The organism is Phycisphaerae bacterium, assembly GCA_035275405.1.
Classification (GTDB): Bacteria; Planctomycetota; Phycisphaerae; order UBA1845; family UTPLA1; genus DATEMU01.
This window is the reverse complement of sequence record DATEMU010000014.1, coordinates 105975-118229: the sequence shown is the minus strand read 5'-3', so window position 1 is coordinate 118229 and position 12255 is coordinate 105975. Positions and strand designations below refer to the sequence as shown.

12 protein-coding genes are annotated in these 12255 nt (G+C 61.3%); 3 read left to right on the top strand and 9 right to left on the bottom strand.

The window, feature by feature from the left end; genetic code table 11:
- Window positions 1–108: 108 nt before the first annotated feature.
- Window positions 109–528 (bottom strand): PA2169 family four-helix-bundle protein, encoded by a 420-nt coding sequence (locus VJZ71_16980; protein HKQ49771.1) that lies wholly within the window; start codon window positions 526–528, stop codon window positions 109–111.
- A 347-nt stretch (window positions 529–875) separates the two neighbouring features.
- On the opposite strand from VJZ71_16980, the gene VJZ71_16975 reads away from it, so the two are divergent.
- Window positions 876–1466 carry a DUF1579 family protein gene (locus VJZ71_16975; GenBank protein ID HKQ49770.1) on the top strand — a complete coding sequence of 197 codons (591 nt, stop codon included), beginning with the start codon at window positions 876–878 and terminating at the stop codon, window positions 1464–1466.
- A 269-nt stretch (window positions 1467–1735) separates the two neighbouring features.
- Window positions 1736–2812: an aminopeptidase gene (locus tag VJZ71_16970; GenBank protein HKQ49769.1), complete on the top strand. Its 1077-nt coding sequence runs from the start codon at window positions 1736–1738 to the stop codon at window positions 2810–2812.
- Between the two features lie 58 nt (window positions 2813–2870).
- Here VJZ71_16970 and VJZ71_16965 read toward each other — a convergent pair whose 3' ends face one another.
- From VJZ71_16965 to VJZ71_16930, 8 genes are all read right to left on the bottom strand, one after another.
- Complete coding sequence (locus VJZ71_16965; GenBank protein ID HKQ49768.1) at window positions 2871–5069, bottom strand: amylo-alpha-1,6-glucosidase; 2199 nt, start codon at window positions 5067–5069, stop codon at window positions 2871–2873.
- Window positions 5044–6090: a glycosyltransferase family 4 protein gene (locus VJZ71_16960; protein ID HKQ49767.1), complete on the bottom strand. Its 1047-nt coding sequence runs from the start codon at window positions 6088–6090 to the stop codon at window positions 5044–5046. The genes VJZ71_16965 and VJZ71_16960 overlap by 26 nt, the downstream gene beginning before the upstream one ends.
- A gap of 139 nt (window positions 6091–6229) precedes the next feature.
- Window positions 6230–6973 carry a hypothetical protein gene (locus VJZ71_16955; GenBank protein ID HKQ49766.1) on the bottom strand — a complete coding sequence of 248 codons (744 nt, stop codon included), beginning with the start codon at window positions 6971–6973 and terminating at the stop codon, window positions 6230–6232.
- Between the two features lie 39 nt (window positions 6974–7012).
- Window positions 7013–7738: a hypothetical protein gene (locus VJZ71_16950; GenBank protein HKQ49765.1), complete on the bottom strand. Its 726-nt coding sequence runs from the start codon at window positions 7736–7738 to the stop codon at window positions 7013–7015.
- Between the two features lie 158 nt (window positions 7739–7896).
- Complete coding sequence (locus tag VJZ71_16945; protein ID HKQ49764.1) at window positions 7897–8622, bottom strand: hypothetical protein; 726 nt, start codon at window positions 8620–8622, stop codon at window positions 7897–7899.
- Window positions 8623–8634: 12 nt separating this feature from the next.
- Window positions 8635–9387, bottom strand: a complete 753-nt coding sequence (locus VJZ71_16940; protein HKQ49763.1) for a hypothetical protein — start codon at window positions 9385–9387, stop codon at window positions 8635–8637.
- 170 nt (window positions 9388–9557) lie between these two features.
- The gene (elbB, locus tag VJZ71_16935) at window positions 9558–10217 is read right to left on the bottom strand and encodes an isoprenoid biosynthesis glyoxalase ElbB (protein ID HKQ49762.1); all 660 of its coding nucleotides are present in this window, start codon (window positions 10215–10217) and stop codon (window positions 9558–9560) included.
- 88 nt (window positions 10218–10305) lie between these two features.
- Entirely contained in the window at window positions 10306–11307 is a 1002-nt protein-coding gene (locus VJZ71_16930) for a GTPase (GenBank protein HKQ49761.1), read from the bottom strand.
- 271 nt (window positions 11308–11578) lie between these two features.
- Between VJZ71_16930 and VJZ71_16925 the strand changes: the two genes are divergently transcribed.
- Window positions 11579–12094 carry a hypothetical protein gene (locus VJZ71_16925; protein ID HKQ49760.1) on the top strand — a complete coding sequence of 172 codons (516 nt, stop codon included), beginning with the start codon at window positions 11579–11581 and terminating at the stop codon, window positions 12092–12094.
- The last annotated feature ends 161 nt before the right edge of the window (window positions 12095–12255 follow it).

Below are 12255 nucleotides of genomic sequence, written 5' to 3'. Positions count from 1 at the left end.
AGGGACTTACCTCCCCGCGGTCAATCGCAGGAAAACTCGATGGAGAGTTGCGCTGCCCACGCCGACAAGGTGCGTACAGGAACACACCGCCCGCGGCGGAATCGACGGTCAAGGCGGCACATCGAGCGAGACGACGCGATCGAGAACAGCGCGCAATTTCGAGCGAGTCGAGGGGGACAAATCGTACCGCAACGCCGTTTCGAGCTTTTCGCGCACCATGTCTTCGCGCCGCAGACATTCCTTCACAATACCCTTTTCGTCATCAATAGCGGCCTTGATCTTGACCCACGCGCGGTGCAGTGTCGGCGCAATCGTGGGTTCCTCTTCAGGCGATTCTCCGAATTCCTGAAGCAGCGAGGCGCACGTTTGGGATATCTGTGTCCAAGCCGCGCGGCGCTCGTCCAACCGCCGGCGAAACTGGGAGTCCTCCACCACGCCCCCGGCCGCTCCGATGAGCGATTGGCAACTGATGCACGCCTCACGCAGCGCGGCGAGAGCATCTCGTACTGGCGCGGCCTCCTGGTTCATGGGACGAGGTACAACCGAGTTGGGATGGTGCCCACACGATGGGTTCCGATTCTCCCCGGACGCAACAACCTCTGGGAATGGTAAGCTGAGGCCTTCCCCGCCAACCATAGGTATCGTTCCGTATAGGCCCGCACAACGATGACATGTCCGGTAATGGGACATAAAGGAGGAGAAAACGCCGGGCTCGTCCACGCCCTCCTGAGCTAACTGTCGCATTCTCAAGATGAAACCGACGGCTCCCGAGGCGAGGGCCCTATCTTTTCACGTCCGGCTGGGGCACGTACACTCGCGAATGCGCTCTCGCCGCGGGGCGGGATGCCAACCGAAACCTCATAGGAGAATTTCCCATGTATCGTAGAAACCTGATGGCCGGCCTGGCCGCGTGTGTCGTCGGCGCTGCCCTTGCCGGGTGTCAACAGCCCGGGCAGAACATGCAAGGCATGCAGGACATGAAGCCGCCGCCGCGCGCACCGGAAATGGCGCACCTCGACAAGTGGATCGGATCCTGGAACGGCACGAGCCAGATGAAGATGGCCGGCACGGACAAGACGATGACCGGGACCGGCCGCAACACCATCACGTCGGTGTGTGACGGCCGCTACATCATGGAGCAGATGGACGCCGACATGGGCGAGATGGGGAAGATGTCCATGATCGGAATGTACACGTGGGATCCCGCCAAGAAGAAATACCGGTCATGGTGGTTTGACAGCCACGGTGGGTCCGGCGAGGGCTGGATGACGTACAACGAGCAGACTCGGACATGGTCGTTGGATGCCAGCAGCCGCAACCCGGCGATGGGGATGGAAACGGTGGGCGAGGGCACGATGAAGATGCCCGACGACAACACCATCGAATGGACCTGGTCGGAATACCACAAGGGCCTCCTCGGCAAGGAAAAGATGATGGACATTACGGGGACGAGCACGCGCGGTTAGAGGTCCGTCTAATTGACAGTTCGGGTGGCACGGTCTCGCAGCAGCGAGGCCGTGGAGTCCCGGCGCGCCGGGATCCAACACGGCCTGCCCGCTTTGCGGTCAGACCGTGCCACCCCTGGATTCACTTGCGAAGCCCGCCGAGGTGTTCGGCGGGCTTCTTTTTTGGGAACCAGCCCAGAAGCCAAGATGGCGTCTTTCCGATTTGGCCGGGAGCCTGAGACGGGGTAAAATGGGGGGTATCCTCGTTGATGTTTGAGAGGGGTCGTTCCATGCCGTTGGGCGCGCGAATTCGCTGGAGCTTCACGGCCGCCTGCGCGCTTTGGCTTGCCGGCTGCGACGGCGGTTATTTCCTGCACCTGGCCTTCGGACAGTTGTCGCGCTCGGTCCGCGTCATGCCCATCGCCGATGCGTTAGACGATCCGGAAATCTCGGAGGAAGAGAAGGCGAAGCTTCGCCTGGTGCAGGAGGTACGACTGTTCGGCATCGAGCGGATCGGACTGCGCGAGACGGATGCTTACACGGTTTTTGAAATGAACGGGATGGAGCCGGCGGCCTTTGTGATCTCCGCCAGCGCGAAGGACAGCCTCACACCGTTTCGCTGGGACCTGCCGTTCGTCGGCGCAATTTCGACCAAGGGGTTCTTCGACGAATCCCTGGCCCGCGCCGAGGCCGACGCCCTGATCGCGAATGGGTACGACGTCTTCTTCGGCCGGACGCCCGGCTTTTCGACGCTCGGGTTCATCGCCGATCCCGTGCGGCAGTCGAACCTCAAGATGGATGAGATCGAGTTGGCCGAACTCATTCTCCACGAAATGCTGCACACCACGATCTTCAAGATCGGCGACGGAAACTTCAACGAAGGTATGGCGACGTTCGTCGGCCGCCAGGCGGCGCAGACCTTTTTCGAGCAGACCTACGGGGCCGACTCCGCCGAAGCCGTCGCCGCGCGGTCGCGCTTCGCGGACAAAAAAGTCATCGACGACTACGTCATCGCCCTCTATGTGACGATGGGGGCCTATTACCGCGCGGCGGCCGACCGGGGAGACGCCTCGTCCACAATTGTTGAAGGACGCCAGGCGGAGTTCGACGCCCTGCGGGCGCGCTATCGCGACGAGTTCGAACCGCAGCTGCTCGACCCGGATCGCTGGGCCTACAATCGCGACGCTCTCATCGACAACGCCCGCATCCTGGCGGGGATCGTGTACCAGGGCTCACTGGACGTGTACGAGTCGGTCTTCGTCAAGCTGAACGGCATTTTCTCCGACACCCTCTCCGTCTTTAACGAGGCGGCGTCGCAGGCGGACAGCCTGGGGTTCCTGCGAAGGTTCGCTTCGGGCTCTCAGTAACCCGGTGCATGGGTTCAGCTTTTTCAGATTCTGATGATTTGACTTGGCGTGGGTCGGCCTATTTGACGGTCACGACCCGCACCCCCGGCGCTCGCCGCGTCAGGCGCACCGACACGTCGCCCACACCGCGCTCCAGCACGACGTCGATTCGTTGTGTACCGACCGGCAGATTCCGCATGTGTACACGCTGCAGGAACTCCGGCAGCGTCGGCTGATCGAATACGACCTCCCTCCGGTCTGCCCGAACGCGCAGGCCCATGCACGCCTGCAGCATCAGAAACACGGCCCCTGCCGCCCACGATTGCGGTGAGCAGGCCAGCGGATAAAGGATGGGCCCTTCGCCCCCGCGGCGTTCAAACCCGCAGAACAATTCCGGCAACCGATGCGACTCCACGAAGAGGGAAACATCGAGCATGGCGCCCAAAAGCCGAGACGCCGCCTCCGTCTGCCCATACCGCGCCAACCCTAGCGCGATCAGCGAATTGTCGTGCGGCCAGACCGATCCGTTGTGATACGACATCGGGTTGTACCGCGCCTGATCGTCCGCCAGCGTCCGCAAGCCCCATCCGCTGAACATCGGGCGATCCATCAACCGTTCGGCGATCCGCTGAGCATGCTCGGGCCGGGCGATCCCCGTAAACAAGCATTGCCCCGCATTGGACGCCGCGACTCGGCAAGGTCGCTTCTCCCCGTCCAGCGCCAACACGTACAGTCCCAGTGTGTCATCCCAAAATGTCCGACAAAACCGCTCGCGCAGTTCCTCCGCCCGCCGGCTTAAGCTCTCTGCCCGCGTCCGGCACTCCAGCGCCTCGCACATCTCAGCCGCGCGATCGAGTGCGGCATACACGTAACCTTGTTCCTCGCACAGCGCAATCGGCCCTTCCGCCAGGGTTCCATCCGCGTGAAAAATGCAATCCCCGGAGTCTTTCCAACCCTGGTTTCTCAAGCCCCCCGGAGAATGCGACGCGTACTCCACGAACCCGTCGCCATCGGCGTCGCCGAAGCGATCGATCCACTCCAGCGCCCGCTCCACGTGCGGCCACAGCCGCGCGCAAAACTCCCGATCCCCCGTCGCTCGATAGTATTCACCCGCCAATACGATAAACAACGGCGTCGAATCCACGCTCCCGTAGTAACGCCCATACGGGACCTCTCCGGTCGCCGCCATCTCTCCCCGGCGAACCTCGTGGATGATCTTTCCCGGTTCCTCGTCCAGTACATCGACCACGCGGTCTCCTTGCGTTGCCGCCAGATAGGAGAGCACCCCGCGCGCGATATTCGGATCCAGCCACATCGTCTGTAGCGCCGTCACAATCCCGTCGCGCCCGAACACCGTGCTGAACCAGGGGATGCCGGCGTACGGGTACGGCCCGTGGTTCATCTCCGTCAGCATCAGAAGCAAGTCGCTCCGCGATCGATACAGCCAGTCATTAAACTGCTCGTTCGACGTGGTGACCTCGCACGTCGCCGAGAGGTGCGACCGCATCTCTTCCACGGAGCGCGACAGCGACCGATCAAACCCCTCGTCGCGCGCTGCCCAGACCTCTGAGGCCGTGCACTGAATCTGCAACTCCAGCACCCGCTCTTCCCGCGCGCCCAACTGCACGTCAAACTCCATTCCCTCGTCCGACATGCGATCCGGCGGCGGCTCGCAGGAGACGCGCGTGAAACGCCGCACGCCGTCCAATCCCTCGTACCCCAGCGTGAGCGCATCGTCCGTCACCGCCGGAGAAGAGAGTCGCCCCCGCCGCGTCCGCTCGATCCCTCGAATCTCAAACATATCCGCGTAATCCGCCGCCATCCGCAAGGCCAGCAAAAAACTCACCGGTTGCAGACCGAAATTTCGCAACCGCAGTTGCTCGTAGCACGTCGCATCGCGGATCAGGCGCGATCGCAAAACGTGTACGCTGCCGCGCGGGATTGCCGCCGAATGGTCCCCGTTCGCGAGATCGGGGTTCATCAGGTCCGCCGTCAGGACCAGGTTGTCTTCCCCCACGTTCGAACTAAGGAGCAGCGGACGCGACGTTCCCAGGAAAAGTTCGTACCGCGAGAGATAGCGCGTCCCCTCGTGATACAGCCCCTGTTCTCCGATTCCGGCCGGCTGCACGTCGCCATACCGATCAAATACCCCGAACGTGTCGCCATGCTTGAGCACGCGCGTGCGATCGTCCGCCCGCGACGACGCGGCCAGCACGTAAAACTGCTCATCCACGAGGATGATTTCCTGCCGATCACGCCGCAGTCGTGCTGTATTCATGGAGACTGCACAGCCTCGCGTACACGTTCAGATAATCCCGCGCCATCCGCTCCGCCGTGAAATGGCCCTCGAAATAATCGCGGCAGCGCCGTCGGTCGACCCGATCCAGCCGCCGCACCGCCTTGACGGCGCCCTCAATATCCTCCACCAGGAACCCTGTCACGCCGTCGACGACCACCTCCGGCGTCGATCCCCGCCGATACGCGATCACCGGCGTCCCGCACGCCAGCGCCTCGATCATCACCAGTCCAAACGGCTCCGGCCAGTCGATCGGGAACAGCAGCGCCGCCGCGTCCCCGAGAAACTCCTCCTTTTGATCTTCTCCGATTTCCCCCACAAACTCCACGCCCGGCGTCGTCAACAACGGCGCGATCTCCTTCTCGAAATACGCCCGATCGGCGGAATCGATCTTGGCCGCCACTCGCAATTTCATTCCCACGCGCCGCGCGATCGTGATCGCCCGGTCCAGCCGTTTCTCGGGAGAAATCCGACCCAAAAACGCAAGGTACCCTCCGCTCCCGTCGCGAAATTGATACAGGTCCGGCAAACCGTGGGGCACGGTGTCCACCCAGTTCACCCACGGTAGCGGCGCCTGCTGGGCGTCGGAGATCGACACGACCGGCATCTCCGAAAATTCCCGATAGATCGGGACCAGATCGGCGATATCCAGCCGGCCATGCAGCGTCGTGACCGTCTGCGGCCCAAACCGCCGTGAGAGCGGAAAGTGCAGGTAGTCGATGTGAAAGTGAATCACGTCGAATTGAGCCGCCCGCTGAAACACCATCTCCAGCATGACGAACAGATGCGCCAACGGGTCAGCACAGCCATTCCCCAGCCGCAGCGCCTGCTCGCAGGGCGATACCAGGCGGGCCCGCGTGTTTGAATCACCGCTGGCAAACAGCGTCACCTCATGCCCCAATTCAACCAGGGCCTCCGTTAAATAGGAAACTACGCGCTCCGTCCCGCCGTACAGCTTGGGGGGAACGCTCTCAATCAACGGCGCCACCTGCGCGATCCGCATCCCGGCTCCTCGGTTATCGAGAAGTTACACAGGCTCGCGCACGGGCTACTCGCCGCGCGCACCATCATCACTATAGGAACCTCGATCGTCCGGCCCGCTGTGACTTAGAATACGTTCGCACCGATGTCGGGATGATCGCTTAGCGATCGCCCTCATCAGATGCCAACAGCCCCGAAAGGCTGCCAACCGAAAATGTGTTTCCCGAAACCATCATCCCGCCATCGTCAACTTCGATCGACCCGTTGGTGTTGAAATCCATCGAAAATGACACGAAGTCTCCCATGGCCGTGGCGTCGATGGTCAGCGTTCCCGTGGACGAAGTCGTCTGCATGATCCCCATAAAGCCGGGGGCCGTCCCTGTCAGCGTAAATTCCACAGTCTGCGTCGTCGCGTAAACGACCCGAAAATGATCCGCTGATAACGTGGACTCCATGACGGTCAGCCCGATAGATTCATTCGCCAGGCCGGTAGTCGTGTCCGCCACCCCGTCGGGGTCGGTGAATTCAGTAATCTCCGGAATGGTTTGCGTCTCGCCGACGTTAAAGGCGGTCACCGCCTGAAGTGAGAACGAGGGCTCGAAGACCCCAACGGGAAGAAGCAGCGCCACAGGCAAACCGGCTTGCGTGAATTGGATCGTGAGGCGCTGTGACACTGGAATTACCAGATCAACGTTGAGAGGGTTCGGGTTTGGCGGATCCGGTGCATTGATATGGAGAATCGACGTCACGTCACCGCCGACTTGCCCCGTCCAAAGTCCGGCCAGGGATGACGCGGGAAGCCCGGCAGTCATGTCCGGCGGACACGCCTGGCCGGAGGCCGCGACGAGCGCCGCGGCCGCGATAAACGCCGACCACTTGCCAAGAAGTCGATGGGGGTTGTTCATGGCTCGACTCGCTTTGTAGCTGAACGATCGTCCATTTCTCTAATCCGCCGCCAGCGTCCCGGAAAGACTGCCCACCGAAAATCCGTTACCCGTCGTCATGACTCCCATCGATTCAAACTCGACGGTCCCGGTGTTGTTGAAGTCCATGGAGAACACTACGTGACCGCCCGTCGCCATGGCGTCGTACGTGAGCGTTCCCGTCGAGGAAAACAACTGTGACGATGGCATGAACCCAACGGCCGTCCCGGTAGTCGAGAACATCGTCGTCGCGGCGGTGGAGTACACGACGCGGAAATGGTCGGCCGTGAGGATCGATTCCGTCACCGTCAACGTGGTGGAATTCGTTTGTTCACTGGTCACGGTATCCGTCGCGCCGGTGGGACTAGTCACCGTGGTGGTCGAAGTGATGGTTTGTGTCTCGCCGGGGTTGAACGCCGTCACCACTTGTACGTCCAACGAAGTACCAAACGCGGAATTGACGAGCGGAAGAGTCGTGGGTCGCCCGGCGGGGTCAAACACAATCTGCACTTCTCGCGTAATATGAACTGTAGATTCCGAAGTTTGTGAATTGGGATTGGGAGGATCCGGCATGTTGAGGAGCGTGTTCAACGTGACATCGCCACTGATGGATCCTGTCCAAAGCCCGGGCAGGGATCCGGCATTCGGCATCTCCGGCGGACAAGCCTGACCGGAGGCGGCAAAGAGCGCCGCAAGTACGCTCAACGCCGACCCCTTACCGACACGAGACAGCCTCTGACTCTTCATCGCTTACTCCTTCATCCGTCGGACGAGCGGACGGAGGGCCGCCCGCACTACCTTCTTTCATTCTGCGTGCTCATCCGCCTACGAACTCGCCGCAGTGTACCAATGAGGCTCCAGATGGCAAATCTGCTTCCCAGGTTCGTCGCCGCACCGACGGTCGCCTAGTTGGCCTCCAGCGTTCCCACGACACTCCCGACGACGAAGCCGTTACCCGTACGGATGCTCATATTGGAAACGTTTGTAGAGGTCCCATTGATGTTGAAATCCGCCGAGAACATCAATTGGCCATCGACCACCGTGCCGTCAAAGGCGAGTGTACCGATGGACGAAGTCGTCGACGACGACGACGGGAAATTAGGGGCCGTCCCGGTCTGGTTGAAAATCCCAACATTCGCCATCTCGTAAACGACATGAAAATGATCCATGGTCGCCGTGGACTCGACGACGGTGAAGGTCGTCGTAAAGGTGAATTCAAGGGTGTTGGTGTCCGCCGTACCGGAAGGAATCGTGTCGCTGGATGAGTTCGAGACCGTTTGCACCTCCCCGACATTAAAGACCGTCACTGATTGTTCAGAAAATGAACCGCCGAAAGCCGAAACCACCAGGGGAACCTTGACAAGCCGTAAGCTGTCATCGAACACAATCTGTACGCTCTCTACGGTTTGTGCCGTGCTCTCAGAAGTCTGATCATTGGGATTGGGTGGCAGGGGCGGAAACCTGGTGTTCCCCGTCGCCTCGCCGCTGACCGGTCCCGTCCAAACCCCGGTCAGGGACGGCACCGGAACCGGCATCTCCGGCGGGCACGCCTGACCCGATGCCGCCCACAGCGCAAGGGCAGCGCATAATCCCGACCACTTGCCCAAACAACCGTACATCCGATTTTTCATGACCTCGCTCCTTCAGTTCTGCTGGGGAACGACGCCGGTCCCCGGCAGCAGCGTCCCGCTCAAGCTCCCCACCGCAAAGCCATTGCCCGTCGAGGTGTTCCCCGACAGGGTTCGTACGGAGGTTCCGTTGTTATTGAAATCCATCGAAAACATCACCACGCCCCCGTCTGCCGTGGCCTCCACGATGAGCGTTCCGGTCGACGATTGGGCAAACTCCTGCGGATCGATCGCCGGGTCGGTGAAAGTCGTCATTTGATCCGTGATATTCGTTGTCGCGTACACCACCCGAAAATGGTCCGACGTCAGGACCGATTCTGTGACCGTCAGTGTTGTCGTGAAGGTTGTTTCGCTGGTGATAGCGTGCATTGCCCCGCTGGGAGACGTGGAATTGCTGGAAAATGAGATCGTCTGCATCTCGCCGGCGTTAAAAGCCGTGACCGGCTGCGATGAAAAAAATGAGCCGAATGCCGAAACCGCCAGCGGAAGGGTCGTCGGCAGTCCTGCGTCGTTGAACCCGATGACCAGGTTCGATGAAGTAAAGCCGGTCTGGTCGAGGGTCTGATCGTTGGTATTCGGAGGCGAGGGCGCGTCTTGGATCGTGGTGACCGTCGTCTCGCCGCCAATCACTCCGGTCCAAAGCCCTGCCAAACTCGTTGCCGAACCCGGCATCTCCGGTGGACACGCCTGTCCGGACGCCGCGATGACCGCGAGGGCGGCGCAGATTGCCGACCACTTCCCAAAGCAACGAACTTGACCATTCGTCATACTCATCTCCTCAGACAGGCTGTTACGATTCGCGGCGAATCCTACTCCGCTCTCTGTCCGCACCCAAACGCATCGGACGAGGATATGCTTGGCTCGGTTGATAGGCAAGCAAGACTGGCGATGTGGTGCTTCGATTGGAATCGGGAGCGAGTTCTCCCGGCGTAAGTGTTTTACGCCATCCGCAATACTTCATTCACCAGCTTTCGTATCCCCTCAAACACCTCCGCCGGTCCCCGCCCCAACATATACGCCGGCGTCGACACAATCTTGTGCTGCTCATCCGTCACCATCTCGGTGACCGCGCAGTCGCAGTGCTGCGCTCCCATCGCGTTGATCGCCGCCGCCGTGTCCTTATCCGTCCCGATGGTCAGCTTCGGGTGCAGATCTTTCTTCCCCACGATCCGCGACAGCAGCGCCGGCGCAATGCAGATCGCCCCGATCGGCTTTTTCGCGTCGAGCATCTCCCCCGCCAGCCGCTCCACGCCGGGATTCACTGTGCAGTTCGCCCCCTGCTCGGCGAACGTACACAGATTCTTCGCCGCCCCGAACCCGCCGGGAAAAATCAGCGCATCAATATCCGCCGCCCGCACCTCCTTGATGTCCTTGATCTCCCCCCGCGCAATCCGCGCCGACTCCACCAGCACATTCCGCCCCTCCTTCGCCGGTCGCTTCGTCACATGATCGATCACCCCCGCCTGCGCCACATCCGGCGCGCAACACACCGCCTGCGCCCCCGCCTGATCGATCGCCAGCAACGTCAGCACCGCCTCATGAATCTCCGCCCCATCCAAAAACCCGCACCCGCTCAAACACACCGCGATCTTTTTCATGGCACTCCTTCCAGGTAGCGGCCGGCGCCCCTGCCGGCCGTGAGTATTGAACTAATCATTCGAGGCCCGTGAAATCACCTGTCATGAGTCAAAAGTGTAATTCCACCACGTTCTTATCCGTCAACACATGCGTCGCATGCACCTGCTGCCCATCGTGCACCGTCCCTCCCCAGATCCGCGCCCCCTTGAGCTTCTCCGCCAGGTCCTTATGCACAAGGTGCGCCATGTCGTGAACCGTCGCTCCCACCGGCAGTATGAACGGCGCCTCTTTATCCACCGGCTTGCCCGGCTTCTTCGCATACACGCGAATCACGTTCAACAGCGCGAACAACTCCGCCATCATCCCCCCCAGCCCCTCGCCCGTCGTCGCCGAAACGGCAACCGTCTTCAAATCTTCTCCGCAGAGTTCGCGCATGCCCGCAAGATTCTCCGCCGCCTGCGCCGTGTCGCACTTGTTCGCCGCCACAACCACGCGCTTCGGAAGAGCCGCCTCCTCATCTTCCTCCAGTTCAACCGTCGCCGTCGACACCGCCCGCAATCGATGTTCGCGCAAGTACGCCAGCGGCTGTTCATACTGATCGAGCAGCTCAATCGCCGACAGATCAACGACCACCAGTACAACGTCCGCCGACCGATACGCCGCCGACATCCCCGGCGGGGCGTGCCCGGTCATCAGCGGCGGCATGTCCACCAACTGGATCGGGACATCCTCATGATGCGCCATGCCCGGCACCGCCACGTGTGTCGAATACGGAAACTCCGCGATCTCCACCTTCGCATGGGTCAATGCCCCAACGATGGAACTCTTCCCCACATTGGCAGCCCCGAGCAAGACGACCTGCCCCGCCCCTTGTCGCGGCACGTGAAAGAGGTCGTGTTGCCCTCCGCCCCCCTTGGCGTGCGGTCGCTGCGTCTCTTCCCGCGCGGCCTTGAGCTTCTGCTTGAGCGACGCCTGCAACTTCTCGCTCGCCTTATGCTTCGGCACCAGCCGCAGCATCTCCTCCAGCGCCGCCACCCGCTCCGCCGGGCTGCCCGCCGAGCGATACCGCTCCTCGGCCTTCTGATACATCGGCGACTGGTTAACGGCCATTTCGGTGCAGCTCCCTCCCAGCCATCATCATATCACCTCCCCATATCTCCCTGTGAATTCTTGCCTGACGCCTCGATTCCAGGTCTTTGTGGTTGCGTCCGGGCTCTATTATTTCTCAATTGACGACTAGCCACCGGCCGCCGGCCACCTTAGTATCTCCGCCATCGCACCCGCTCGTGTCGAGCCGGGGCCACGGTGGCAGGACGCGTGGAGCACGACCTGCCGGATGTACCCACGAATCGAGTCAACTCAAATACGGAGGACCTTGTCTATGCAAAGATTTTTCACACTTGCTCTGCTTTCAGCATCGGTGGCCTTCAGCTCCGGCTGCACCACCATGGCCAAACGCGCCTTCAAGGAAGCCAAAGGCGCCGGTTCCGACGCCGAGCCGGTACCGGGTTCCGGCGGCGGCGCCTTTGCCCAGTTTCAGGGAGTGAACATCGCCGCGCCGCGGACCGACTTGGGCGGACTCGTCAATGCCGGTTTCATGAACATCCTGCCTACCGAACTGCGGAAGCACCTGACTCAGGAGAAGGACGCCCCCTTCAAGGGCAGCGGCGCGACCCTGTCCATCGAACCGGAAGTCCGCTATTTCCATAAAGGCGGCGGCCCGTTCCCGACCAAGATCGCAGTCGTCCTCTACTGGCTCAAGGCCGACGGCGCCGACTACGGTCGCATCCAGGTCGTCACCAAGAGTGAGGCGACCGGCACGGGCGACGACGACTTGGCCGCCTCCAGTGCCAAGGAACTGGCCAGTTACCTCGCAAAGCGAAAACAGGGCAAATAGCCAATCCGTTACGGGCACTGAGCCTGACCAAATTCTTGAAAATACCGAGACAGCCCCAGGCATGCCGCTGGGGCTTCTTTTTTTGCCGACGTATACTCTTAGGAAGAGTTAGCTCGGCCCCATTCCCGCACGAGCCGAAAAAACCAAGAGACCTCCCGGCC

Excerpts from the sequence above, each read along its gene's own strand:
- VJZ71_16980 (HKQ49771.1), bottom strand. The coding sequence starts at position 528 with ATGAACCAGGAGGCCGCGCCAGTACGAGATGCTCTCGCCGCGCTGCGT.
- VJZ71_16975 (HKQ49770.1), top strand. The coding sequence starts at position 876 with ATGTATCGTAGAAACCTGATGGCCGGCCTGGCCGCGTGTGTCGTCGGC.
- VJZ71_16970 (HKQ49769.1), top strand. The coding sequence starts at position 1,736 with ATGCCGTTGGGCGCGCGAATTCGCTGGAGCTTCACGGCCGCCTGCGCG.
- VJZ71_16965 (HKQ49768.1), bottom strand. The coding sequence starts at position 5,069 with ATGAATACAGCACGACTGCGGCGTGATCGGCAGGAAATCATCCTCGTG.
- VJZ71_16960 (HKQ49767.1), bottom strand. The coding sequence starts at position 6,090 with ATGCGGATCGCGCAGGTGGCGCCGTTGATTGAGAGCGTTCCCCCCAAG.
- VJZ71_16955 (HKQ49766.1), bottom strand. The coding sequence starts at position 6,973 with ATGAACAACCCCCATCGACTTCTTGGCAAGTGGTCGGCGTTTATCGCG.
- VJZ71_16950 (HKQ49765.1), bottom strand. The coding sequence starts at position 7,738 with ATGAAGAGTCAGAGGCTGTCTCGTGTCGGTAAGGGGTCGGCGTTGAGC.
- VJZ71_16945 (HKQ49764.1), bottom strand. The coding sequence starts at position 8,622 with ATGAAAAATCGGATGTACGGTTGTTTGGGCAAGTGGTCGGGATTATGC.
- VJZ71_16940 (HKQ49763.1), bottom strand. The coding sequence starts at position 9,387 with ATGACGAATGGTCAAGTTCGTTGCTTTGGGAAGTGGTCGGCAATCTGC.
- elbB (HKQ49762.1), bottom strand. The coding sequence starts at position 10,217 with ATGAAAAAGATCGCGGTGTGTTTGAGCGGGTGCGGGTTTTTGGATGGG.
- VJZ71_16930 (HKQ49761.1), bottom strand. The coding sequence starts at position 11,307 with ATGGCCGTTAACCAGTCGCCGATGTATCAGAAGGCCGAGGAGCGGTAT.
- VJZ71_16925 (HKQ49760.1), top strand. The coding sequence starts at position 11,579 with ATGCAAAGATTTTTCACACTTGCTCTGCTTTCAGCATCGGTGGCCTTC.